Origin of the sequence: Pseudomonas sp. URMO17WK12:I11, from assembly GCF_007677725.1 — a bacterium.
Taxonomy (GTDB): domain Bacteria; phylum Pseudomonadota; class Gammaproteobacteria; order Pseudomonadales; family Pseudomonadaceae; genus Aquipseudomonas.
Genome location: NZ_VEDF01000006.1, coordinates 14,230 through 39,240, shown reverse-complemented (window position 1 = coordinate 39,240; position 25,011 = coordinate 14,230). Strand labels below are relative to the sequence as shown.

Here is a 25,011-nt window from a genome sequence, read left to right as displayed (position 1 = left end):
CATGAGCGATAGCGTCGAGATGTATACCGATGGCGCCTGCAAGGGCAATCCTGGCCCGGGCGGCTGGGGTGTCCTGCTGGTTTGCAAGGGCGTCGAGAAGGAGTTGTGGGGCGGCGAGCGCGAAACCACCAATAACCGCATGGAGTTGATGGCGGCGATCCAGGGCTTGATGGCACTCAAGCGCGAATGCGAGGTGGTGTTGACCACCGACTCGCAGTACGTGATGAAAGGCATCAACGAGTGGATGGCCAACTGGAAGAAGCGCGGCTGGAAGACCGCAGCCAAGGAGCCGGTCAAGAACGCCGATCTCTGGAAGCTGCTGGATGAGCAGGTCAATCGCCACAAGGTCACCTGGAAGTGGGTCCGCGGCCACATCGGCCACCCCGGCAACGAACGCGCCGACCACCTGGCCAACCGCGGCGTCGCTGAACTGCGATAGGTCCGCAGCAAGCGGCAAGTCGAACTGCCGGCGCGCTGGTTTTGCTTGCAGCTTGCAGCTTACCCCTTGCAGCGCGCCGAACGCGCTATAATGCGCGCCCTCGATGTAAGTTGGAGTGCCCGGCGTGGAGCAGCAGCAAGATAAACGGTTCGTCATTCTCGATACCGAAACCACCGGTATGCCTGTCAGCGAAGGACACCGGATCATCGAGATTGGCTGTGTCGAAGTCATCGGTCGACGCCTCACCGGCCGGCATTTCCATGTCTACCTGCAACCGGATCGCGAAAGCGATGAAGGCGCGATCAACGTTCACGGCATCACCGATGCGTTTCTGGTTGGCAAGCCGCGTTTCGCCGATGTCGCCGAAGAATTCTTCGCGTTCATCCAGGGCGCTACCCTGGTCATTCATAACGCGGCGTTCGACGTAGGCTTCATCAATAACGAGTTCGCCCTGGCCGGTCAGGCTGACCGCGCCGAAATCGCCAACCACTGCACCATCCTCGATACCTTGCTGCTGGCGCGTGCCCGTCACCCTGGGCAACGTAACAGCCTCGATGCCTTGTGCAAACGCTACGACATCGACAACTCGGGTCGCGAGTTGCACGGCGCGCTGCTCGACTCCGAGCTGCTCGCCGACGTCTACCTGGCCATGACCGGTGGCCAGACCAGCCTGTCGCTGGCAGGTCAAGGCGCTGATGACAACGAAGGGCAGGGCAGTGGTGGCAGCGAGATCCGGCGCATTGTCGGACGGGCACCGGGGCGGGTGATCCTGGCGAGCGCCGAGGAACTCGAGGCGCATGCCGAGCGGCTGGCAGCAGTGGCCAAGTCGGCAGGCGGCCCATCCCTGTGGCAGGCCCTGAGCGAAGCCACGGCGGGCTGATAACGGCGTCAGAAAAAGCCCACGCGGCAGTTGGGCTACTACCCTTAGGACAACGTGTCCGGCAAAGGTAGCTGGCTGATGTACAAGGACCTCAAGTTCCCGATACTCATCGTCCACCGCGCGATCAAGAGCGACAGCGTCGCAGGTGAGCGGATCCGCGCCATCGCCGATGAGCTGATCCAGGACGGCTTTGCCGTCATCAAGGCTGCCGAGCATACCGAGGCCCGGCTGGTCGCGACCACGCATCATGGCCTGGCGTGCATGCTGATCGCCGCTGAGGGGGTGGGCGACAACCTGCATCTGTTGCAGAACATGGCCGAGCTGATTGCGTTGGCCCATCTGCGCGCACCCAACCTGCCGATCTTCGCCTTGGGCGAACAAGTGACCTTGGAAAACGCACCGGCCGAGGCCATGGGCGAGCTCAACCAATTGCGCGGCATTCTGTACCTATTCGAAGACACCGTGCCGTTTCTGGCACGCCAGGTGGCCAGGGCCGCGCACAATTACCTCGACGGTCTGCTCCCGCCGTTCTTCAGGGCGCTGGTGCAGCACACTGCCCAGTCCAACTACTCCTGGCATACCCCCGGCCACGGCGGCGGCGTGGCCTACCGCAAAAGCCCGGTGGGTCAGGCGTTTCACCAATTTTTCGGTGAAAATACCTTGCGCTCGGATCTTTCGGTATCAGTGCCCGAATTAGGCTCGCTGCTCGATCACACCGGCCCCCTGGCCGAGGCAGAGGCCCGTGCGGCGCGCAACTTCGGCGCCGACCACAGCTTTTTCGTGATCAACGGCACTTCCACCGCCAACAAGATCGTCTGGCACGCCATGGTGGGTCGCGACGACCTGGTCCTGGTCGATCGCAACTGCCACAAGTCAGTGGTTCACGCCATCATCATGACCGGTGCGATCCCTATCTACCTGTGCCCGGAACGCAACGAGCTGGGCATCATCGGGCCTATCCCCTTGAGCGAGTTCAGCCCCGCTTCGATCCAGGCCAAGCTTCAGGCCAACCCGCTGGCCAGGGGGCGCGAGGGGCGGATCAGGTTGGCAGTGGTGACCAACTGCACCTATGACGGGCTGTGCTACAACGCTGGCATGATCAAACAGGCGTTGGGCGACAGTGTCGAGGTGCTGCATTTCGACGAAGCCTGGTTCGCCTATGCCGCCTTCCACGAGTTCTTCGAAGGGCGTTATGCCATGGGCACTGCGCGCGGCGAACGCAGCCCGCTGGTGTTCAGCACCCATTCCACCCACAAGCTGCTGGCGGCGTTCAGTCAGGCGTCGATGATCCATGTGCAGGATGGCGCATTGCGTCAGCTGGACCGGGACCGTTTCAATGAAGCGTTCATGATGCATATCTCCACCTCGCCGCAGTACAGCATCCTTGCCTCGCTGGACGTGGCATCGACCATGATGGAAGGACCGGCGGGGCGTTCGTTGTTGCAGGAGATGTTCGACGAGGCCCTGAGTTTCCGCCGGGCATTGGCCAACTTGCGCGAACACATCGCGGCCGAGGATTGGTGGTTCAGTATCTGGCAACCACCGGCTGCAGACGGCGCCCAGCGCCAGGACGCAGCGGATTGGCTGCTGCAACCGGACGACCCCTGGCATGGTTTTGGCGAAGTGGTCGAGGACTACGTGCTGCTCGATCCGTTGAAAGTCACGCTGGTCATGCCAGGGCTGAGCGCCGGCGGGATCTTGGACCAGCGAGGTGTGCCGGCAGCGGTGGTCAGCAAGTTTCTCTGGGAGCGCGGCTTGGTGGTGGAGAAAACCGGCCTGTACAGTTTTCTGGTGCTGTTCTCCATGGGCATTACCAAGGGCAAGTGGAGCACCCTGCTGACCGAGTTGCTCGAGTTCAAGCGCCACTACCAGGCCAATACCCTGCTCAGTACCTGCCTGCCCAGTATCGTTGCCGTGGATGGGCAGCGCTATCAAGGGCTGGGGCTGCGTGAGCTGTGCGATCAACTGCATGAGTGCTATCGCAGCAATGCCACTGCCAAACAGCTCAAGCGCCTGTTCACCCGCCTGCCTGAGGTCGCGACAAGCCCGGCGCACGCCTATGACCGGATGGTACGCGGGGACGTGCATGCGGTGCCGATCGAGCTATTGCTCGGGCGAGTGTCGGCGGTGATGCTGGTGCCTTACCCGCCAGGCATCCCCTTGATCATGCCGGGTGAACGCTTCACTGAGCAGACGCGCTCGATTCTCGACTATCTGGCTTTCGCCCGCGCCTTCAACAGCGAATTCCCAGGCTTCGTGGCCGATGTGCATGGCCTGCAGTATCAACATGGCCAGTACACCGTTGATTGCATCAAGGAATGCGAATGATCTCGACGCCCGTCTGGGCCAGTTCGAAGCGGTTATCACCCAGGTGGTTGACGCGGTCGCCGATGGCCAGGCGGTAGGTGGTGATCGGCGCGCCGACTGCGCTGCCGTCCGCCTGCAGGGTGGATTCCTGAAACTCGTGGACGGGATAGATACGGCCTTCGGCGTCACGGGCGTGAAATTGGCCGACCATTACTGCTGCCATTTGGGGGAAAACCTCTGAATTACGTAGGAAATGTCTGAATAGATAGACCGTCCGAGTTACAGGGAAGTTTTAATACCTCGGAAAAAAAACCAAGTCGCCGAGGAACGGTCATCTATAACTAACACGTCCCTTTTCCCAGCAAAGGTTGGAAATCGCCATGAGCCAGGTGTATTCGGTAGCGGTCGTCGTCGGCAGCTTGCGCAAGGATTCCTACAACCGCAAGGTGGCCCGCGCACTCTCGGAGCTGGCGCCGTCCAGCCTTGCCCTGAAGATTGTCGAGATCGGCGACCTGCCGATGTACAACGAGGATGTCGAGGCCCAGGGCGCGCCCGAGCCGTGGCAGCGGTTTCGTGATGAAATCCGTCGCAGCGATGCCGTGCTGTTCGTGACTCCCGAGTACAACCGCTCGGTCCCGGGCTGCCTCAAGAACGCCATCGACGTGGGCTCGCGGCCCTATGGGCAAAGCGCCTGGGGCGGCAAGCCGGCAGCGGTGGCCAGCGTTTCGCCGGGGGCCATTGGCGGCTTCGGGGCCAACCACAATGTGCGCCAAACCCTGGTATTTCTCGACATGCCGTGCATGCAGATGCCCGAAGCCTACATCGGCGGTGCGGCCAACCTGTTCGACGACAATGGCAAACTCAGCGAAAAGACCCGGCCCTTCCTGCAAGGTTTCATCGACAAGTTCGCCTCGTGGGTCAAGCTCAACCGCGCGGTTTGAGGTTCAGCAGGCTTGCGGCATCTCGCCTCTGGCCAGGCGCCTTTGAATATCGGCGATGGCCGCTGGCAGATCGTTGATGGTGTCGATCAGGTAGTGCGGCCGTGAGCCTGCGAATTGCGCATGGATGCGCGCCCGCTCCCGTTGCAGCTGCTCGCGACCCAGCGCCTGATAAGTCTCCCATGTCACCCCCAGGGCATTGCCCGAGCAAACCAACGCCACGGTCCACATGCCGGCGCGCCGCCCCTCGAGAATACCTGGGACGGTGTCGTCTACCTTCACGCAGGCTGCCACGTCGTCGATCCCCAGGGCGATGACGTTGGCCAGCGCTTGCGCAGGCCAGGGGCGAGCATTGGGGGTTTCATCACTGGCAACCACGTAATCGGCGCGGTAGCCCTGGCGCGCCGCCAGCTCGATGACTTTGTCCATCACCACGTTCGGATAGCCCGAACACGAGCCGATTTTCAGGCCAGCCTGGCGCAGGCGATCGAGGGTGTCCAATGCTCCGGGAATCAACGCCGAGTGCTGGGCAATGTGTTCGATCTGCAGCGGCATGAAGCGCTCGTAGAGGGCGGTCACGTCGTCGTCGCAGGGCTTGCGGCCGACTGCATTGCAGTAGCGCTCAGCGATGTGCGGCAGGTTGCACAGGGCGCGAATGTGATCCCACTTGCCCATGCCCATGGGGCCGCGCGCCTCGTCCAGGCTCAGGTGCACGCCGAACTCGGCGAACGCCTGGACGAAGATCTGGGTCGGGGCGAAAGAGCCGAAGTCGATGACTGTACCGGCCCAATCGAGGATGACGGCTTGAAGCTGACGGGGATTGCTGTAGTTCATGGTGGCCTCCAAGGGTTGCAACTGCATAATCAGCTGTTGAGCACGCGCATATCGCCTAGCACCTGGGCCACAGCGTCTACCGCAGCCTGCATACCGTTCCCAGCGGCCGCATCGATGCAGCCTATGCAGCCGATGCGAAAGGTGTCGACCTGGGTCAGCTTGCCCGGATAGATGAGAAAACCCTTGGCCTTGACCCGCCGGTAGAAATCATCGAAGCGGTAGCGTGGATGGCTGGGGGCGCGGAAGGTGACGATGATCGGCGCCTGGACATGCGCCGGCAGGAAGCTACGTATGCCGATCGCCTGCATGCCATCGAGCAAGGTCTTGCAGTTGCGGGCGTAGCGTTGCAAGCGCGCCGGTTGCCCGCCTTCTTCGGCATGTTGCTGCAGGGCTGCATGCAAGGCCGCCACCACATGGGTCGGCGGGGTAAAACGCCACTGGCCGGTTTTCGCCATGTACGCCTGCTGCTCATGCAGATCCATGGCCAGTGAGTGGGCGTTGCCTTCGGCAGCTGCCAGGGCCGCTTTCTCGGCCAGCACGAACCCCATGCCGGGCACGCCTTCAAGGCATTTGCCCGAGGCTGCGATCAACGCCTGAAAGCGGATATGTCGGGCATCGAGCGGCAACGCGCCGAATGAACTCATGGCATCGACGATCAAGTGCTTGCCGTGGCGCGCGACCACAGCGGCGATCTCCCTGAGCGGGTTGAGCAGGCCGGTGCTGGTTTCGCAGTGGATCAGCGCCACGTGGGTGAACGCTGCGTCGGCTGCGAGCACGCGTTCGAGTTCGGCGGCGCTGATGGGTTGGTCCTCGGCGCTTTGCAGCGTGCTGAAACGACGGCCCAGAACGCTGCAGATCTTCGCCAGGCGCTGACCGTAGGCGCCATTGATGAGCACCAGGACCTTGCCCGCGCGCGGCACCAATGTACCGATCGCCGCTTCCACGGCAAACGTGCCGCTGCCTTGCAGCGGTACGCAATGGTGACTGCTGCTGGCGCCGACCATGCCCAGCAACTGCTCGCAGACGCTGGCCGTCAGTTGATTGAAGTCGCGGTCCCAGGAGCCCCAGTCCGTCAACATGGCCTGGCGGGTGCGCAGTGACGTGGTGAGCGGTCCTGGGGTCAGCAGAATCGGTGTGATAGTCATCGAAGATAGCCCTCAAGCGGTAAGCGCAAGCGAGGGCACAGGTTGCAATCGCGCGGTTCATCAATCAAATTGCTTGTTCCGATCCCAGCCATAAGTCAGGCCGATGCCGATGAACCTGTTTCAGTTGCGTGCCTTCGACGCCGTGGCCCGCGAGGGCAGCTTTACCCGCGCGGCTGCGCGGTTGTTCATCAGCCAGCCGGCGGTGACCGGGCACGTCAAGGCACTGGAAGCGCATTACCAGGTGAGCTTGCTCAGGCGCACTGCGCGGCGGGTCGAACTCACCGAACAAGGCACTCGTCTGGCTGCGATCACCCGGGCGCTGTTCGGTCTGGCCGATGAGGCCCAGGCCATGCTCGAAGCCAATCGCCAATTGCTGACCGGGTGTCTGCAAGTGGCCGCCGACGGGCCGCATCGGGTCATGCCGATTCTGGCCCGGCTGCGCCAACGCTACCCAGGCGTGACCGTCAATCTGCGTTTGGGCAATGCCCAGGACACCCTGGCGGCGCTGCTCGGCGAGCATGCCGATGTCGCTGTGCTGACAGACGTCGAGCCGCGTAACGGCCTGCACTTGCAGCGCCTGTGCCAGTCACAGGTATGCGCGCTGTTGCCGGCCAGCCATGCCTTGGCCCAAGGCCAGGGCGATCTGTCCCTGGCTGAGCTCGATCAGCAGGTCATGGTGATGCGCGAGCCGAGCTCCATCACTCGAATCACTTTCGATCGGGCCTGCGCCGAGGCCGCAGTGCAGCCGCGCGTGCTGCTGGAGCTGGACAGCCGCGAAGCGGTGACCGAAGCGGTTGCCGCGCAGTTGGGCATCGGCGTGGTTTCATCGACCGAGATCGCCAACGATCCGCGGTTGGTGGCACGGCCATTGGCAGGGCAGGGGCTGGTCAACCAGCACTGGCTCGCCTGCCTTGAGCGGCGCCGGGAACTGCGCGTGATCCAGGCGTTTCTGAGCCTGGCGAGCGAGGCATGCTGACGTCTGCCAGCAGGGCCGGCTAAGATGGCCGGCAATGGAGCGATAGGGCCATCGATGAGCGAGAAAGACACCATCTCCATGCAACTGGTGCGCGAGGCGCTGTTGCAAACCTGTCCAGGTGCAGACGCTGACATGGGCTTGCTGGCGCGGGCCGGGATCGACGGGCAGGCATTGGCATGGCCAGAGGCGCGCGTCACTGCCCAAGCCTATGCCAGGCTTTGGCGACTGTTGGCGCGCCGTTGCAACGATGAATTCTTCGCCATGGACCCGCGTGGCCTGCGCAGCGGCAGCCTGGCATTCATGTGCCGGGCGAGCATGGCCCAGCCTACCCTGGGCGCTGCCTTGGAAACCGCCTTGGCGTTTCTGGCACTGATGCTCGAGGACCTGCAGCCGGCTCTCGTGCGCCAGCAAAGCCTGGCGCAGGTGGTGATCGATGAACCGCAGGAGGCGCCGCGACGGGCGTTCACCTACTTCACCTTCTGGATGATCGTGCACGGTGTTGCGTGTTGGCTGGCGGGCAGGCGGATCCCTATTCTGGCCATCGAGTCGCGCTGTGCCGAGCCGCCGTTCTGTGATGATTACCGGGTGATGTTTTCGGAAAACCTGCAATTCGACCGGCCACGCAGTCGCATGATCATTGCGGCCGATTGCCTCGATCTGCCGCTGCGGCGCAGCGAGGAAGAACTGCAGCGCTTCCTGGCCGAAGCGCCTGGCAACATTCTGGTCAAGTACCGTGACCCCGCTAGCCTGGGCCGGCGCATACGTCACGATTTGTCGCATCAACCGCCCAGCCAGTGGCCAGACGCCGACAGTCTGGCGCAGACGTTGTGCCTTTCGCTTTCGACCCTGCGCCGGCGCTTGGCTGACGAAGGGCAGACATTCCAGGGTCTCAAGGACAGCGTGCGCAGAGAGCTGGCCATCGCCTGGCTGGCGGCCCCCGAATTGAGTACGAGCGAGGTCGCCGAGCGCTTGGGCTTTGCCGACACCAGCTCGTTCTACAAAGCATTCCGCAAGTGGTTCGGCTGTAATCCAGGGCACTACCGGACGTTGATGCTGGCGCAGCAGGCAGGTGACTGATTCCCGCTGCTTGAAAGGCGCGCGATGAGCCAGTTTCGCAGGTTTCCCAGAGGGTTACCTGTCATGCCTGGATCCACATTGCCTGCCAAGATCGAACATGCCACGGATCAGTTTCTCGGCGAGATCCTGCCTCGCTGGTTGACCACGGCGCCGCCTGCGCAGATCGCTGCGCTGCGCCGGGCTTTCACTGCCCATATGGCCAGTCAGCGCAAGGTCAAGGCGGTGTTCGAGCGCCTCGTGCCGTTGCCCACCTTCGTGCAGGACTTGCTGCAAGCGGCGATCAAGCGCGACATGGGCCTGACGATCGATTTGGCCCGAGCCTGTTGGCGAGAAGAGCGGCGGACTTTTACCGTAAAACCAGGGGAACTGCCCAGCGGTGACAGTTACTTCGTGACAGTGCCGGCGCTGCAGGTGCTGATGCAGAATTTCAAGGACGGTGAGTCGTTCTACAGCGAGACTGCCTTGATTTACCCCGCCGATGAAGCCGCTGCTACCCCGGAGACAGTGCTGAGCAAGGACGCTGCCAAGGTCGTGTCCTTGTGTCGCAAAATCGACGCCGGCAAGCAGTATCAACAGCATCTGGCAAGGCTGTTCACCGACTCATTGACTGCCGAAGTGGGCGAGGACCTGCGGTGCAACTTCGTGCTGATGGCTGAACTGGCCGCCACCCGCGGCGCGTTGCCGTCGCAAGAGGTGGCTGTATTGCGTGACCTGGGACAAGGGCGCCTGCCCAAGCACAGCCAAAGTCCCACTGTTCGGTATGGCGAGTTGCAGATTCTGGACAGCTGTCTGTCAGGGCTGATGGTCATCGAACTCAGCGGCGACTGGAAACCCGGACTCACGGGTGCCGTGAAGCGCAACACGGTCAATGGTGTGCTGCTGTGCATGGCCGATGACCCCGACCAGCCGGTGCGCCACCTGAGCACCTGGGACGCGCTCAACACCTTGCTGGTGCAGTGGCTGAACGACGCGCTCAGGCGCGAGCGCCTTGTACAGCGGGTGGCACTGCACGACAGGGCACAGTTTCTTGAAACGCTCAGCCAGCGGCTGCTCGACGACGAGCCTGACCTCGGCGTGGATCTGAGTGCGTACGTTGGTCCTGCCGGGCAGTGGTTCGCGTCGCTGGCCGGGGCGCGGCTGCAGCGGATTCGCGACGATGCCCGCTTTGTCGTCGTGCCCACTGCCGATGCCGATGCCCGTCAGTCGGCCGAACGTCTGGCCTTGATGAAGTCCGTGGGCATGACCATCCTCAACCTGGCTGGCGCCTTTGCACCTGTGGTCGGGGGCTTGCTGCTGGCCGACATGGTCCGTCAAACCCTCGCGCAGGTGTGCGAAGGCGTCCTCCACTGGGCGCAGGGCCATCAGCACGAAGCGCTCGAACACGCGTTGGGCGTTGCCGAAACGGTTGCAGTCAACGCTGCTGTCCTGACCGGAGCAAAGGTCGTCGCCAGCGCCTTCAAGCGCAGTGCCTGGGTCGCCGAGCTTGAGCCGGTGGTCAACGATGCCAACCAGCAGCGGCTCTGGCGTAACGACCTCACGGCCTATCAGGATGGCAATCCCCCGGCGATGTTGCTTGAGCTCGATAACGGCCTGCTTAGCGACGGCGTCGAACAATGGTGGCGGCACGAGGGGCAGCACTATCCCGTGCGCGCCACGGCGCTCGCGGGTGGGTGGCGCCTGGTGGATGTGCAGGATCCCACCGCCTATGGTCCCGCGCTGGCGTTCAACGGCGAGCGAGGCTGGCGACTGCAGCATGAACGGCCCCTGGAATGGCAGGGTGTCGAGCAGTTGCTGGGCCGCCTGTGGCCAGCGGCGCAAGCATTGCAGGCGCAACGGATAGCCCAGGTACTCAACGTGGCGGACGTCGATGACGTTTATCTGCGCGGTTTGCTGGTGGAGAATCGTCCTTTGCCGATAGCGCTGCGCGATACCTTGGAGCGCTTCGCCGTGGATGCCAGGATCGATCGCTTCGTCGCGGCGATCGGCATTGGCGAGCCCGACACCGAGCTCTGGCAGTGGTGCATGGACGAGCTGGGCATCCAGGATCTTGGATTACCCGCGCAGCGAGCGGCGATCGGGCAGCAGGCACCTGCACTGCGTGAACGGATGTTCGAGCACTTCACCGCTCAGACAGTCGCCGATGATCCGCAGCTTGCGCTGGTACTGCGGGATTTCCCAGGGCTGCCCAAGCCCTATGCCGTGCATTTGCTAAAGGGCATCACGCTCGAGCAGCGCGTCAGCCTGCGCAGCCATGGGCGCATTCCGCTGGCGGTGGCGCAGCAGGCTCGGCAGTTGCTGCAGGTCGCGCAATTGACGCGCCTGCGTGAAGGCCTTTACCTCAACTGCTGTCAACGCGGCGACCAGCTCGAGCTGATCTTTGCCTTGCTTGAGCAACCGGGCCGCTGGCCGCTGGCCCCGACCGTGGAAGTACGTGAGGGATCGGCAACCGGCGCGCGCATCGCCAGCTTGCGCGCGCCTGTGCCGGGGGGCAAGGCTACGGTGCTGGTGCGCGCCGAGGGTGGGTTCAGGGTGCACATCGGGGCTGGCAGCGCTACCACCGAACAGAACGAGCCGGCCATGCTTGCCGAAGCATTGCTCGCATGCCTCGATGCAGCCGAGCGGGCCCGGCTGGGTTGGGAGGGGCCTCAGGCTGCGCAAAAACTGCGTGGCGACCTGCAGGCCTGGCTGCCCGCGCAGCGCTCGGCTTTGCTGCAGCTGTTGGGCAAGCCAGACGCAGGCGTCGCGCCCAATCCGATGCGCCGGCTTGCCGACGGGCGCATCGGGTACCTGCTCAGCGGGCGCCTGCCCGGTGATCACCCGCCATTGAACCTGTTGCGTGCACGAATCCGCGGGCTTTATCCAGGTTTCGACCAGCAGGAGGTGCAGCAGTACCTGGACATCCTGCTGCAACGTCCAGGCTCTGCCTATCGCAACCTGTTGCTGCAGGAGCAGGAGTACCGCGAGCTGAAAAAAGCGCTTGAGCTGTGGATCGAGCGCGCCCGCGGCAGCGAAGCCACTGCCCTGCGGCGGCGCGCAGCGCGGCGCTTGCGGCGCAACTGGCAATTGATTGGCGAGCGCATCGTCGATCAGTGGGATATCCCCCAGGGCATGAGCCTGAGCCTGGCTGACATGCCATTGCGCAGCCTGCCGCACCTGCCCTTGGCGACCAGCTTCAGCCACGTGGCCGAGCTGACGCTGACGGGATTGCGCCTGGAGCAGGTCCCTGAAGGATTTTTGCGAAGCTTCACCCGCTTGCGCTGGCTGAACCTGGGCGATAATGCGCTGACCAGTGTGCCGCCTGAGCTTGGGCAATTGAGCGAACTGCGCAACCTGCGCCTGGCCGGCAACCAGATCACCTTGAGCGCGGCCGGTGTGGGTACGTTGGCCAGGCTGACACGCTTGCAGGTACTGGACCTCAGCTTCAATCCGCTAGGCAGCATAAGCCTCAATCTGCGGCCCTTGGCGCGATTGCGCGAGCTCAGCCTGCGTAGCGCAAACCTGCTCAATGTACCGTCCGACCTGCACTGGTGCGGGCAGCTGGAAATCGCCGATTTGCGCGACAATCATCTGGCAAGCGTGCCCCAGGCGGTGCTCGACGCGCCTGAGCAGTGGCGCAGGGCACTGGTACTCAACGGTAATCCGCTGCCAGCGGCACTCAGCCGACGCTTTGGCATAGTTCCCAGCCTGGTCGAGCCAGTGGAGGACCTGCACGCCGCCGTGACCGCTGCCCGGAACACCTGGTTGCAGACGGCGAGCGAACAGGTACGCGGCGAGCGGGCCGCACTTTGGGACGCGCTGTATGCCGAGTCCGGCAGCCTCCCCTTGTTCCAGCTACTGACCGAACTGGTCGACACCCAGGATTTCCACAGTGTCCCGGCGGACCTCAGGCGACGGGTCTGGGCCTTGCTCGAAGATGCCGGCAACGATCCAGAGCTGCGCGAGGACCTGTTCACGCTGGCAAGCAATCCACGCACCTGCGTGGACAGCGTCGCGTCTTGCTTCAGTACCTTGGAGGTACGCCGCTACGTGGCCAACGCCCTGCGCGGCAGCGACCCGGCAGCGGCGACGCGGGCGCGCCTGCGCCTGGCCAGGCAGCTGTTTCGGCTCGATCAGGTCGAAATGATCGCGCGTGAAGACATGAATGTGCGTCGTGCGCAGAATCGCGCTGGCGATGAGATTGAAATAAGCCTGGCTTATCGCACGGGCCTGGCTATCGAGCTCGATCTGCCGGGCCAACCGCGCACCATGCACTTCCAGGCCCTCGCCGGGGTGACCCGCGAGCAGTTGGCTGCAGCCGCCGTCGCCGTGCGTCAGGCACAGGCCAGCGACGCATTGCCGCGCTATATCAGCCAGCGCGAATACTGGTTGGAAAGCCTGCGGGCGCAACATGGCCAAGCGTTCAGCGAGGTGGAGGCGCCATTCTGGGTGCGCCTGCAGACCTTGGAGTCGGCGCAGCTCGACAGCGTGGACTACTTGCGCAGCTCCAATGAACTGGCCATCGAACGCCAGGATGCGGTTGAGGTGCTGGCGCTGCGCCTGACCCGCGAAGCCTTGGCGAGCTTCGTCGATGACTGAGGCGCGCTGCGTTTGATCGGCGCTTCAGGCTGCACGATTCCCTCTGCCCGCGGCCCTGCCCATGGGTGAGCATCTGCGTTTTGCCAGCACAACGCAGGAGCCAAACATGGGCACTCAAGTAAAACGCTCGAACGAGGAGAAGATCTCGACGGCCACCACAGACTTCATCAGCGCCCGTTTACCCGACTGGCTCAGCCGCGCCTCGGCAGCGCAAATCGCCGCGTTGCGCGGGCTGTTCGCGGCGCACCGCGCAAGTCAGCAGCGCTTGCGGCAACACACCGCGCAACTGCTGCCGTTGCAGGTCTTTGCCGAACAGCGATTGAGCACGCTGCTGGCATCACCGCTGGCCGATGGCGTGCCGTTCAGTTCGCTCGAATGGCTGGAGATCACGCCCAGCTTCGATACCCTGACTAACGTGACGTTGCCCACCTATGGCTACGGCGAGCGCAGACGCAACGGCCTGCTGCAACTGATGAGCAACTTTGCGCCCACGGCCAGTTACTACCAAGGTACCGGTCTGGTCATGCCCGGCAAGGACCAGGTGCTTTCCGGCGACGTGGGCAGTTTGGTCCAGGCGTGTCGCACGCTGGATGTCGGCAAGCAATACCAGGGTCAGTTGAATGACACCTTTACGCCTGAGGCGATCGAGGCGCTGGCTGCAGACAAGCAAGCGGGCTTTCGCCTGGCCTGTAAGATCGCCGCGCTCAAGGGCGAGATTAGCGGCCATGAGGAGCTGGCGTTGCGGGAGATCGCCGAGCCAGACACCGACAAGCTGCCCAGCGGACTGAGAAGCTACCCCGGCCTGTTGCAGGTGCTGGGGCACCCGGTGGCCGATGGCCTGTACATTACACTCAAGGACACTGCTGGCGCCGAGAAGGCCGTGGTGCTGTATTTGCCAGGTGACCCTGTGAGGGCGCTGCGCCGTTACGACAATGGCGTTGCCCTGCAGCGAGCCGTGGTGGCAGAGCTTGCAGACGCTGGCTATCGCCAGTTCTTCAGCCAACTCATCGGCATCGAGCAGCGCCCTGCGTTCATCCGCACGTTGGCCCTGCGTCTGCGTGACCCTCACAGCGACCTGCAGCTGCTGGGCCGCGTGCCGCCGGCGTCGGTATTCAGCGCCTTGGCCCAGGAGCAGGTGCAGCGCGTCAAAGACGATGCGCGGTTATTGCTGGTACCCACCGCGCAGGCCGACGCCAAGGCAGCGCGAGCGAGGATCGAGGACTGGGAGAGTGTCGGCATGGGCATTCTCAACCTGGCGGGGTTGTTCATGCCGGTGGTCGGCGCGATGTTGCTTGGGCAATTGGTGGTGCAAACCGTAGCGGATGTGTACGAGGGTTTCGCCGATTTGGCCGAGGGGCATCAGCACGAGGCGCTGCAACACCTGTTCGACGTGCTTGAAACCGTTTTGGCCAGCGCCGCGACCGCAGGTACTGGCGTGCTGGTGAGTAACGCGGTGGTCGCTGCGATGGAGCCCGTGAACCTTGGCGGGCGAGGGCAGCGATTGTGGTCAGGCGACCTCACGTCCTACCAGTCGCAGCCTGAATCGCTCGAGTTGGGCAGCAACGGGTTGTACACCCAGGGCGGGCGTCAATGGATGCGCGCTGGCAGCCGTTATTTCGAGGTGCATCGACCAGATCCGGAGGCGCCGTATTGCGTGCGCCACCCCTGGCGCAGCGATGCCTACGCGCCTGAGGTGGTGCACAACGGCGAGCGCTGCTGGCGTCTGCTGCGCGAGCATCCGCAGGCCTGGGACGATCCCCAGCGCATGCTCGACACGCTGTGGCCGCAGCACCCACCGGCCAGCCTGCAGCGGGTCCGACAGATGCTGCACGTGGCCGGGGTCGATGAGGATGAGCTGCGTGGCATCCTATTGGAGAACCGCCGCACCCCGGTCAATCTGCGCGAAACCTTGCGCCGTTTTGAAGTGGACGCGCGCGTAGAGCGCTTTTTTGCACATGTGCGCGCCGGCCAGTTGCCTGTTGACGAATTGCCGCTGCTGCAATGGTGTGAATCGCAAGCGCTGGTGGGCACGGGCGTGGCCAATGTGCGCGCCAGCCAGACCGCCTTGCGTGAGCCGCTGTTCGAGCACTTGGCGAGCCTGCCGCCCATGGACGACGCCTTGCTGACGCTGCTGCGTCGAGATTTTGTGGCGCTGCCCGAGGCGTATGCCCGCGAGCTGCTGCATGATGTGTCAGCGCATACACGGCGCGAGGCGATTGCCGGGCAGAAAGTGCCGCTGGCGCTGGCGACCAAGGCGGCATCGCTGATGCGCGTGGCCCGGCTCAACCGTGCCCTGGAAGGCTTGTACTTGAGCAATGCCTACAGCGACGACAGCGGCGCATTGGTGCTGGCGGTCATGACCCAGCGGGGTTCGGCCTCCGTCAACCTGGAGCTTCGAGAAGGTTCTGCGGCCGGGCGTCTGATCGGGAGCGTGGTCGCCGATGCAGTCACCGAGGCGGCCAAGGTGCTGGTGCGTGACCAAGGCAGATTCTGGCTTTACGATGCCGCGGGCCATGCCCTGACGCTCGCGGTCGATGACGCCGGCGATCTATTCCGGGCAGTCGTCGCCGCGTTATCGACGCAACAGTTGGCCGAATTCGATATCACCGGCGCAGACCCGGCCGGTCAGTTGCGGAGCTGGGTAATGGCGCAGTTGCCTAGTTCCCACCAGGGCCTTGCGCAGTTGCTGAACTGGGCGCCGCAACCGAAGTGGTTCAACCCTGGCAGACGGCTTGACGATGGCCGAGTCGGTTATCCGCTGAGCGGGCGTGGCGCAGGCAGCGGCACACCCAGCTTGCTGCTGCGGGCGATCCTGCTGCGCTATTTCCCAGGACTGACCCCGGCACAGGTCGAACTGGAGATCGAGCGGCGGATTGCCAGTCGCGGTAGCGCTTATCAGGTGCTGCTGGATGTGCAGGACGACCACATGCAGCTGCAGCGTACCTTGAACCAGTGGGTGGGCAGCGAGCTGAACGAAACACGGCGTGCATTACGGGTGCGGGTGCGTGAAGAAATCGCCAGGGCCTGGCGAGTCCAGGCTGAGCCGGTAATCGATGGGCAAGGCCGACACAGTGGTCAACGCTTGCGTTTGTTCGGCCTGCAGATCAGCAGCCTGCCGGAAATACCGATGTCGGTCGAGTTCAACCACGTGTCGGCCTTGGTGCTTAATGAAACCGGGCTCACTCATCTTCCTTCGCGCTTCATCCAAGCATTCTCGGGCTTGCGTGAACTGAACCTGGGCAACAACAATCTGCTGCGCATACCCCACGGGATTGGTTACCTCACTGAACTGCGGGAATTGAACCTGCGGCATAACAATATCCGTCCGGATTCCGCTTCGTTGGCTGCGCTGCAGAGCCTGGCCCGCCTGACCCACCTGGACCTGAGCTACAACCCGCTGGGCCAGTACGCGATGAGCTACAGTCGCCTTCCTCATCTTGTGCGCCTGGGCCTGCGCAGCTGCCAACTGGGCACGTGGCCAGAGGGGCTGTGGTTGTGTGGGTTCCTCGAAGAGGGTGATCTGAGAGACAACGCGTTGACCGAAGTGCCCGCTGAAATTCGTCTGATGCCCTACGAGTTTCGCCGCTCGTTGCTGGTCGACAACAATCCGCTGCCGAGCCCGGATCTTTTGGCATTGCGGGCGTTGGATACCATCGTCGAGGCGCCCGATTCGATCGCCACCAACACCCCAGACGCCGAGCAGACGCGTGCTTGGTGGCTGGGAGCCGACGAACAGGCGCAGGCGGGTCGCGCGGTGCGCTGGCAGCGCCTGTCGGCGCAAGCCGGCGGCGGCGATCTGCTCCATTTGCTTGAGCGGTTGATGCCGTTGGCCGACTATGCCTGGACTCAAGGCTACATGACCGAGCAATTATGGGCGCTGCTGGCTGCCGCCGATGTCGATGACAACCTGCGCAGCGCCATGCTGCGGCTGGTTGGCCAGCGTCCGACGGACGACAACGCAGTCATTGATTGCTTCAGCCAGTTGCTGGTGCATCGACTGCGCAGTCAGAGCGGCGCGCTGGCTGCCGACGAGCCGGTCGGCAGCCGCGACGTCAGCTGGTTCAACCTTGGGCGCAGCTTGTTCCGACTCGAGCAGGTCGAGCGCGTGGCCAGGCAGGACATCAATGCGCGCAACGCGCGGCGCGAGGTGATCGATGCGCCGGGTATCAGGCTCGCCTACCGCGTGCGCTTGCGCCAATGGCTTGGCTTGCCAGGCCAACCCCGGGCGATGCATGTCAGCGATCTCAATCGCATCACCAGCGAGCAACTGCTGGCGGCACGTCGCGCGGTGCGAGAGGCTGAGACGCCGGCAGCCTTGGTCGCCTATCTGGGGCAGCGGCCTTTCTGGCAGGCGCTTATGCAACGAACCTATGCCGCCGACCTGGCCACGATCGAGCAGGTCTACCAGCAAGGCGCCCAAGCCCTGTTGGCGCAGCGCGCTGCACTGGGGGAGCAGCAGTACCAGGCGCAATTGATCGACCTGGAGGATCAACGAGACGCCGCGAAACGGGCGCTGAGCCTGCGCTTCATCCACGTCCTGGAGCGTCGCGCCGGTTGACTGGCGCAAGCGGCCAAACCGGTCATCCATATTGATGCTTTTGGCCATTGCCGCCTGTGCTGGCCAGGGCGAACATCGTCGCACCGATGGTTCAACTGCAAAAACAAGAGACCAGGAGTGCGACGATGCGCGATTACACCGAGGCCGCCCGGGGCTTCGACCTTGAGCAGACCGCGGCGGCGGCGCTGCAGGGCAACCTGCGGGCGCTCAATGCCTGTATCGAGTGCTGTGACCGCCATACCGGCCAAGGCCGGGTGGCATTGCGCTGGGAGAACGAACAAGGCAATAGCGGGCAGCTCGATTTCGATGCACTCAAGAACCAGTCCAGCCGCTTCGCCAATGCGCTGAAGGCGCAAGGTGTGCGCGCAGGCGATCGGGTCGCCGGGCTGCTGCCTCGTACCCCCCAGCTGCTTATCACCATTCTCGCCACCTGGCGCCTTGGCGCGGTCTACCAGCCGCTGTTCACGGCGTTCGGTCCCAAGGCCATTGAGCATCGTTTGCAGCAGTCCGCAGCCTGCGTGGTGGTCACCGATGCCCATAATCGCGGCAAGCTCGATGAAGTGACCGCCTGCCCAATCATCGTTACCGTCCAGGCCCGCCCCGGCGAATTGGATTTCCAGCAGTGCCTGGATGGCTGCGACGCAAACTGCGAGCCGGTGCTGCGCACGGGGGATGACCCTTTCCTGTTGATGTTCACCTCCGGTACCACCGGCCCTGCCAAGCCGCTTGAAGTGCCGCTGCGGGCCATCGTCGCGTTCCAGGGTTACATGCGCGATGCCATCGACCTGCGCGAGCCGGACCGCTTCTGGAATTTGGCTGATCCAGGTTGGGCCTATGGCTTGTACTACGCGGTCACCGGGCCGCTGTCGCTGGGCCTTAGCACGACTTTCTACGACGGGCCGTTCTCAGTCGAAAGTTGTGCCCGGCTGATCACCAAGCTGGGCATCACCAACCTGGCCGGCTCGCCTTCCGCGTTTCGCCTGCTGATCGCGGCGGGCAGCACGTTCTCGACAGCGATCAAGGGGCAGCTGCGGGTGGTGAGCAGTGCCGGAGAACCGTTGAATCCCGAGGTCATTCGCTGGTTCGCCGATGAACTGCAGGTGACCCTACACGACCATTACGGCCAGACCGAACTGGGCATGGTGCTGTGCAACCACCACGGCCTGCGCCATCCCGTGCACCAGGGCTCCGCTGGCTTCGCCATTCCCGGACACCGCATCGTCGTGCTGGGCGAGCAGGGCCAGGAGCTGCCAGCGGGGCAGCCAGGCATTCTCGCGGTAGATCGTGACCGCTCGCCGCTGTGCTGGTTCGGCGGCTACCTCGGCTTGCCCACCAAGGCGTTCGTCGGCCGCTATTACCTGAGCGGCGACACCGTGGAATTGAATGAAGATGGCAGCATCAGTTTCGTTGGCCGCAGTGATGACGTGATCACCACCTCCGGTTACCGGGTTGGCCCTTTCGATGTGGAGAGTGCGTTGATAGAGCACCCTGCGGTCATCGAGGCAGCAGTGATCGGTAAGCCCGATCCCCAGCGCACCGAGGTGATCAAGGCATTCGTGATTCTGGCTGCAGGCCACCCGGCCTCCGCCGAGCTTGCCGAAGCGCTGCGCCAGCACGTGCGCCAGCGCCTCTACGCCCATGCCTACCCCAGGGAAATCGAGTTCGTCAGCGAGCTGCCCAAGACCCCGAGCGGCAAGCTGCAGCGCTTCATCCTGCGCAATCAGGAAATCGCCCGACAACACGCGCAGCTAGCCACCGCAGCCAGCGCCTGACAGGAACCTTCACATGCACATTTTGAACGCACATTTCATCGTCAGCGGCGCAGCCTCAGGGCTTGGCGCTGCCACCGCACAGATGCTGGTCGAGGCCGGTGCCAAAGTCATGCTGGTCGACCTCAACGCGGCGGCCGTCCAGGCCAAGGCCGAGGCGCTGGGCGAAAATGCCCGTTTCGCGGTGGCAGACATCAGCGACGAGGTCGCGGCGCAAGCGGCGGTTGATGCCGCCATGCAGGCCTTCGGATCTGTGCAAGGGCTGATCAACTGCGCCGGTATCGTCGGTGCCGAGAAGGTGCTGGGCAAACAAGGGCCGCACGGGTTGTTGAGCTTTTCCAAGGTCATCAACGTCAACCTCATCGGCAGCTTCAACTTGTTGCGCCTGGCCGCAGCGGCCATGGCCGAGGGCACTGGGGACGAGGGCGGCGAGCGGGGCGTCATCATCAATACCGCATCGATCGCCGCCTATGACGGTCAGATCGGCCAGGCCGCCTATGCCGCCTCCAAGGGCGCGATCGCCAGTCTGACCCTGCCGGCGGCCCGCGAGCTGGCGCGATTCGGCATTCGCGTGATGACCATTGCCCCCGGCATCTTCGAAACCCCAATGATGGCCGGCATGAGCGATGAGGTCAGGGCCTCGTTGGCCGCAGGGGTGCCGTTCCCGCCGCGCTTGGGGCGCGCGCAGGAATACGCGGCGCTGGTGCGCCACATCATCGAGAACAGCATGCTCAACGGCGAGGTGATTCGCCTCGATGGCGCGCTGCGCATGGCTGCCAGATAAGGAGTACAACATGATTCCGAGCAATGATCCGATTGTCATCGTCAGTGCTGTGCGCACGCCCATGGGCGGGTTGCAGGGTGATTTGCAGAGCCTGAGCGCTGCGCAGCTGGGTAGCGCAGCCATTCGTGGCGCCGTCGAACGCGCCGGTATCGATGCCCAGAGCGTCGATCAGCTGCTGTTCGGTTGCGTGCTATCTGCTGGGCAAGGTCAGGCACCGGCGCGCCAGGCGGCGCTGGGCGCGGGGCTCGGCCAGCACACCCCGTGCACGACGTTGAACAAGATGTGCGGCTCGGGCATGCAGGCAGCGATCCTCGGCCATGACCTGTTGCTGGCCGGCAGCGCCGACGTGCTGGTGGCCGGCGGGATGGAAAGCATGAGCAATGCCCCTTACCTGCTGGACAAGGCCCGCGGTGGCTATCGCATGGGCCACGGCAAGATCATCGACCACATGTTCATGGATGGCCTGGAGGATGCCTACGACAAAGGCCGTCTGATGGGCACGTTTGCCGAAGACTGCGCGCAGACCGAGGGTTTCAGTCGCCAGACCCAGGACGAATTCGCGATTGCCTCGCTGACCCGTGCCAAGGCGGCAATCGAGCACGGCCGCTTTACCGATGAAATCATCCCGGTGCAGGTCAGCGAGGGTAAACAGACGCGGGTCGTTGCCAGCGACGAGCAACCGCCCAAGGCGCGTCTGGACAAGATCCCACAGCTCAAACCGGCGTTTCGCCAGGGCGGTACGGTGACCGCGGCCAATGCCAGCTCGATCTCCGACGGTGCCGCCGCATTGGTGCTGATGCGCCGCTCCGAGGCCGAGCGGCGGGGCTTGCAGGCGCTGGCGCTGATTCACGGCCACGCGGCTTTCGCCGATGCGCCGGCGCTGTTCCCAACTGCACCGATCGGGGCCATCGACAAGCTGTTGGCGCGCACCGGCTGGAGCCTGGCCGATGTTGACCTGTTTGAGATCAACGAAGCGTTTGCCGTGGTGACCTTGGCGGCGATGAAGCATTTCGACTTGCCCCATGACAAGGTCAACATCCACGGCGGCGCCTGCGCCTTGGGTCACCCCATCGGGGCCTCGGGCGCGCGCATCCTGGTGACCTTGCTCTGGGCCTTGCGCCAGAACAAGCTGCGCCGCGGCATCGCAGCGATCTGCATCGGCGGTGGTGAAGCCACGGCCATGGCCATTGAATGCCTGTACTGAGGTGCACCATGCTGGTATCTGAAGAGCAACAACAAATCGCCGATGCGGTGCGGGGGTTTGCCCAGGCGCGGCTCAAGCCATTCGCCGAGCAGTGGGACAAAGCCCATCGCTTCCCCCGTGAAGCCATCGGCGAAATGGCCGAGCTGGGCTTGTTCGGCATGCTAGTCCCTGAGCAGTGGGGCGGCAGTGACACCGGCTATGTGGCCTATGCCATGGCGCTGGAGGAAATCGCCGCCGGTGACGGTGCCTGCTCGACGATCATGAGCGTGCACAATTCGGTGGGTTGCGTGCCGATTCTGCGATTTGGCACCGAGCAGCAGAAAGCACGGTTTCTGACCCCGCTGGCCACCGGCGCCATGCTCGGGGCGTTCGCCCTCACCGAGCCCCATGCGGGCTCGGACGCCAGCAGCCTGAAGACCCGGGCGCGCCTGAACGGTGACCACTACGTACTCAATGGCAGCAAGCAGTTCATCACCTCCGGGCAGAACGCCGCAGTGGTGATTGTCTTCGCCGTGACCGATCCTGCCGCTGGCAAGCGAGGCATCAGCGCGTTCATCGTGCCGACGGACTCGCCGGGATATCAGGTGGCGCGGGTCGAGGACAAGCTTGGGCAGCATGCTTCGGACACCTGTCAGATTGTCTTCGACAATGTACAGGTACCGTTGAGCAACCGTTTGGGTGCAGAAGGGGAAGGCTACAAAATCGCCTTGGCCAATCTTGAAGGCGGCCGTATCGGCATCGCTGCCCAGGCGGTAGGCATGGCCCGCGCGGCGTATGAGGTGGCCCGGGACTACGCCCATGAGCGACACAGCTTTGGCAAGGCGCTGGTCGAGCATCAGGCGGTAGCGTTTCGCCTGGCCGACATGGCGACCCAGATTGCCGTGGCGCGGCAAATGGTTCTGCATGCCGCAGCGCTGCGTGATGCGGGGCGGCCCGCGTTGGTCGAAGCGTCCATGGCCAAGCTGTTCGCCTCGGAAATGGCCGAAAAGGTCTGTTCCGATGCCTTGCAGACCCTTGGCGGTTATGGCTATCTGAGTGACTTCCCGCTGGAGCGCATCTACCGCGACGTGCGGGTTTGCCAGATTTACGAAGGCACCAGCGACATTCAGCGCATGGTCATTGCGCGCAATCTTTGAAGGAGCAGCCTGCATGGCATTCGAAACCATCCTGTTGGACATCCACGGCAAGGTCGGCCTGATCACCCTCAACCGGCCCCAGGCGCTGAATGCGCTCAATGCGCAGATCGTTGGCGAGATCAACCAGGCGCTGGATCAGCTTGAGCGTGACGCGAATATTGGTTGCGTGGTCCTCACAGGCTCAGCCAAGGCCTTTGCCGCCGGTGCCGACATCAAGGAAATGGCTGAGCTGCAGTACCCGCAGATCTACGTTGACGATCTATTCAGCGACGCCGACCGCATCGCCAACCGGCGCAAGCCGATCATCGCTGCGGTCTCGGGCTTTGCGCTGGGCGGCGGCTGTGAGCTGGCGATGATGTGCGACTTCATTCTGGCCGCCGAAAATGCCAAGTTCGGCCAGCCGGAAATCAACCTCGGCGTGCTGCCGGGCATGGGCGGGACTCAGCGCCTGACCCGCGCGGTGGGCAAGGCCAAGGCCATGGAATTGTGCCTGAGCGGCCGTCTGATGGACGCTGAAGAAGCGGAGCGGGCTGGCCTGGTGGCGCGGATCGTGCCGCAAGCGCAGCTGCTGGAGGAGGCCCTGAAGGTTGCAGCGACGATAGCCGGCAAGTCCGTTCCGGTGAGCATGATGGTCAAAGAAAGTGTCAATCGCGCCTTTGAAGTGACCCTGAGCGAAGGTGTACGCTTTGAACGCCGGGTCTTCCATGCCGCGTTCGCCACCGAGGACCAGAAAGAGGGCATGGCTGCTTTCATCGCCAAGCGCGAGGCCCAGTTCCAGAATCGTTGAGACAGGTCAACGGTCCGGGTCGCTGCGCTCCAAGCCGGCGGCCCGGACGTGCTGGTTGTTGTACGATTGCCCCGGGCCTTGTGCCGGCACCGACCAGCGGATTGTGCCCAGTTGGGGCAAATTCGCTTCCGATTGCAGTTGCTCCACGCGACGTGGCGCCTTAGACTGCCGCCCCCTGTAAAAGAGTGCCGATAGGTGCTTGAAGAATTCTGTCATCGACGCTGAGGCGTCGGTGACCCCTGTATCGCCTAAATGCACATTTTTTCATAGAGAAATCGATGACCAAGGAACAGTTGCTGGCCATGTCGGCCGATGACTACATGAATGCCGACCAGCTGGCCTTCTTCACTGGCCTGCTGCAGGCGATGAAAGTCGAAACCCATGAACGCATCGAGCTGAGCCGCGCCACCATCGAGGGCCTGGACACGCCGTCGGATCCCGCCGACGTAGCGTCGGTCGAAGAGGAGCGCAGCTGGCTGGTCAATGCCATCGACCGCGACCAGCGCCTGTTGCCGCAGCTCGAAATGGCGTTGGATCGAATCGCCGATGAGAGCTTCGGCTGGTGCGATGACAGTGGCGAGCCCATTGGCCTCAAACGTCTGCTGATCAGCCCGACCACCAAGTACTGCATCGAGGCGCAGGAGCGTCACGAGCAGCTTGATCGTCACCAGCGCCAGGTTTAACCCGGCGTAGCGCGCGAGGCCCCATGAAGCGATTCATGGGGCTTTTTGCGTTTATCGCGAGCCTGAATACAGCTGGCTCGGCCCGTGACACAAACAAGAAATACGCTTTACCACTCGACGGATTTCAGTGTTTTCGTGCATATTTATCCAGGTAATGCGCCGATGGAACGTCGAGCCCTTTGTGCCGAGGGGCGCGCAGTTATCCATCGCATCTTTTCCGACAGGTTTGTTGTCAGAAACTACGCTGCCCTCGCGGCGCCTAGGTCGACCCCCTGTTTTGAGGCCGTATCTGGCAAGCCAGAGTAACGTTTCCTGCGTGCTGCATCGTCGGCGGGCACAGACGGTTCGTGCATTACTTTTATATTATTTTTCGCTTAACGCACTGTAATGCCGTGCCTCGCCGCTTGCGGGAGAGGGCGGATGTCACCGGTTTGAGGATTACTTCATTGGCAGTCAGTACACTTGATACCCACGCCTTGTTTGCCCTGGGCGATCTGCGCGGCAAGTTGGCCAAGCTGTTTCAGGGCCGTTTCATCTATGTCACCGAACAGACCCCCGAAGGCTTGTATATGGCCGAGATCGACACCGAAAGTGCTTTGGTGGTCGACGACAAACAGCGGTTGGAATTAAAGGTCGGCGATCACTTCCGCGCGGCTGTGTTGCCCAGTCGCGAGGGCGGCAAGTTGGAGATGCGCTTTCGCGAGATCAAGCTTAACGTCTATGGTGTGGGCGACTACGCGTTCGTCTCCGTGCCAGAAGGCGAGGGCATCGTCTTTCGCGAAGGCCAAGGGGTGATGCTGGTGTTCGCTGCTCAGCAGCAGATTCAGGAGGGCCTTGGCAAGCTGCTCAAGGCTGTGACGGGCAAGGTGGCAAAATGGCGCAAGGGCGAATTGACCACCTTCAAGGCCAGTGAGTGAGC

The 25,011-nt window shown here is 63.3% G+C and carries 18 protein-coding genes; 15 read left to right on the top strand and 3 right to left on the bottom strand.

Annotated features, from left to right (window positions below; all coding sequences use genetic code 11):
- Window position 1: 1 nt before the first annotated feature.
- The 3 genes from rnhA to FS665_RS13165 all read left to right on the top strand — a co-directional run bounded on the left by rnhA (window position 2) and on the right by FS665_RS13165 (window position 3,647).
- Window positions 2-439, top strand: a complete 438-nt coding sequence (rnhA, locus tag FS665_RS13175) for a ribonuclease HI (RefSeq protein ID WP_145188842.1) — start codon at window positions 2-4, stop codon at window positions 437-439.
- 124 nt (window positions 440-563) lie between these two features.
- Entirely contained in the window at window positions 564-1,319 is a 756-nt protein-coding gene (gene dnaQ / locus FS665_RS13170; protein WP_145188839.1) for a DNA polymerase III subunit epsilon, read from the top strand.
- A gap of 78 nt (window positions 1,320-1,397) precedes the next feature.
- The gene (locus FS665_RS13165) at window positions 1,398-3,647 is read left to right on the top strand and encodes an Orn/Lys/Arg decarboxylase N-terminal domain-containing protein (RefSeq protein ID WP_145188834.1); all 2,250 of its coding nucleotides are present in this window, start codon (window positions 1,398-1,400) and stop codon (window positions 3,645-3,647) included.
- On the opposite strand, the gene FS665_RS13160 is transcribed toward FS665_RS13165, so the two are convergent.
- Entirely contained in the window at window positions 3,631-3,849 is a 219-nt protein-coding gene (locus FS665_RS13160; protein ID WP_145188831.1) for a hypothetical protein, read from the bottom strand. The two genes, FS665_RS13165 and FS665_RS13160, sit on opposite strands and share 17 nt — an antisense overlap.
- A 157-nt stretch (window positions 3,850-4,006) precedes the next feature.
- On the opposite strand from FS665_RS13160, the gene FS665_RS13155 reads away from it, so the two are divergent.
- Window positions 4,007-4,567, top strand: coding sequence for an NADPH-dependent FMN reductase (locus tag FS665_RS13155; RefSeq protein WP_145188828.1), 561 nt, complete (start codon window positions 4,007-4,009; stop codon window positions 4,565-4,567).
- Window positions 4,568-4,570: 3 nt separating this feature from the next.
- Here the strand turns inward: FS665_RS13155 and phnX are convergent, their stop codons facing one another.
- Both phnX and FS665_RS13145 read right to left on the bottom strand, forming a co-directional pair.
- A complete protein-coding gene (gene phnX, locus FS665_RS13150) occupies window positions 4,571-5,398 on the bottom strand; it encodes a phosphonoacetaldehyde hydrolase (RefSeq protein ID WP_145188825.1) in 828 nt (275 codons plus the stop codon).
- A gap of 29 nt (window positions 5,399-5,427) precedes the next feature.
- On the bottom strand, window positions 5,428-6,543 hold the full coding sequence (locus FS665_RS13145; RefSeq protein WP_145188822.1) for a 2-aminoethylphosphonate--pyruvate transaminase: 1,116 nt from the start codon (window positions 6,541-6,543) through the stop codon (window positions 5,428-5,430).
- A 109-nt stretch (window positions 6,544-6,652) separates the two neighbouring features.
- On the opposite strand from FS665_RS13145, the gene FS665_RS13140 reads away from it, so the two are divergent.
- From FS665_RS13140 to FS665_RS13090, 11 genes are all read left to right on the top strand, one after another.
- Window positions 6,653-7,519 (top strand): LysR substrate-binding domain-containing protein, encoded by an 867-nt coding sequence (locus FS665_RS13140; protein ID WP_145188820.1) that lies wholly within the window; start codon window positions 6,653-6,655, stop codon window positions 7,517-7,519.
- Window positions 7,520-7,573: 54 nt separating this feature from the next.
- Window positions 7,574-8,596, top strand: coding sequence for an AraC family transcriptional regulator (locus FS665_RS13135; protein WP_145188817.1), 1,023 nt, complete (start codon window positions 7,574-7,576; stop codon window positions 8,594-8,596).
- 63 nt (window positions 8,597-8,659) lie between these two features.
- The gene (locus FS665_RS13130; protein WP_178108344.1) at window positions 8,660-13,171 is read left to right on the top strand and encodes an NEL-type E3 ubiquitin ligase domain-containing protein; all 4,512 of its coding nucleotides are present in this window, start codon (window positions 8,660-8,662) and stop codon (window positions 13,169-13,171) included.
- Between the two features lie 106 nt (window positions 13,172-13,277).
- Window positions 13,278-17,729, top strand: a complete 4,452-nt coding sequence (locus FS665_RS13125) for an NEL-type E3 ubiquitin ligase domain-containing protein (RefSeq protein ID WP_178108343.1) — start codon at window positions 13,278-13,280, stop codon at window positions 17,727-17,729.
- 125 nt (window positions 17,730-17,854) lie between these two features.
- Complete coding sequence (locus FS665_RS13120; RefSeq protein ID WP_145188808.1) at window positions 17,855-19,501, top strand: AMP-binding protein; 1,647 nt, start codon at window positions 17,855-17,857, stop codon at window positions 19,499-19,501.
- Window positions 19,502-19,514: 13 nt separating this feature from the next.
- Complete coding sequence (locus FS665_RS13115; protein ID WP_145188805.1) at window positions 19,515-20,282, top strand: SDR family NAD(P)-dependent oxidoreductase; 768 nt, start codon at window positions 19,515-19,517, stop codon at window positions 20,280-20,282.
- A gap of 10 nt (window positions 20,283-20,292) precedes the next feature.
- On the top strand, window positions 20,293-21,486 hold the full coding sequence (locus FS665_RS13110) for an acetyl-CoA C-acyltransferase (protein WP_145188803.1): 1,194 nt from the start codon (window positions 20,293-20,295) through the stop codon (window positions 21,484-21,486).
- An 8-nt stretch (window positions 21,487-21,494) separates the two neighbouring features.
- Window positions 21,495-22,622: an acyl-CoA dehydrogenase gene (locus FS665_RS13105; RefSeq protein WP_145188800.1), complete on the top strand. Its 1,128-nt coding sequence runs from the start codon at window positions 21,495-21,497 to the stop codon at window positions 22,620-22,622.
- A 13-nt stretch (window positions 22,623-22,635) separates the two neighbouring features.
- Window positions 22,636-23,409: an enoyl-CoA hydratase gene (locus FS665_RS13100; protein ID WP_145188798.1), complete on the top strand. Its 774-nt coding sequence runs from the start codon at window positions 22,636-22,638 to the stop codon at window positions 23,407-23,409.
- Between the two features lie 278 nt (window positions 23,410-23,687).
- Entirely contained in the window at window positions 23,688-24,092 is a 405-nt protein-coding gene (locus FS665_RS13095) for a TraR/DksA C4-type zinc finger protein (RefSeq protein ID WP_145188795.1), read from the top strand.
- Window positions 24,093-24,538: 446 nt separating this feature from the next.
- Complete coding sequence (locus FS665_RS13090; protein ID WP_145188793.1) at window positions 24,539-25,009, top strand: hypothetical protein; 471 nt, start codon at window positions 24,539-24,541, stop codon at window positions 25,007-25,009.
- The last annotated feature ends 2 nt before the right edge of the window (window positions 25,010-25,011 follow it).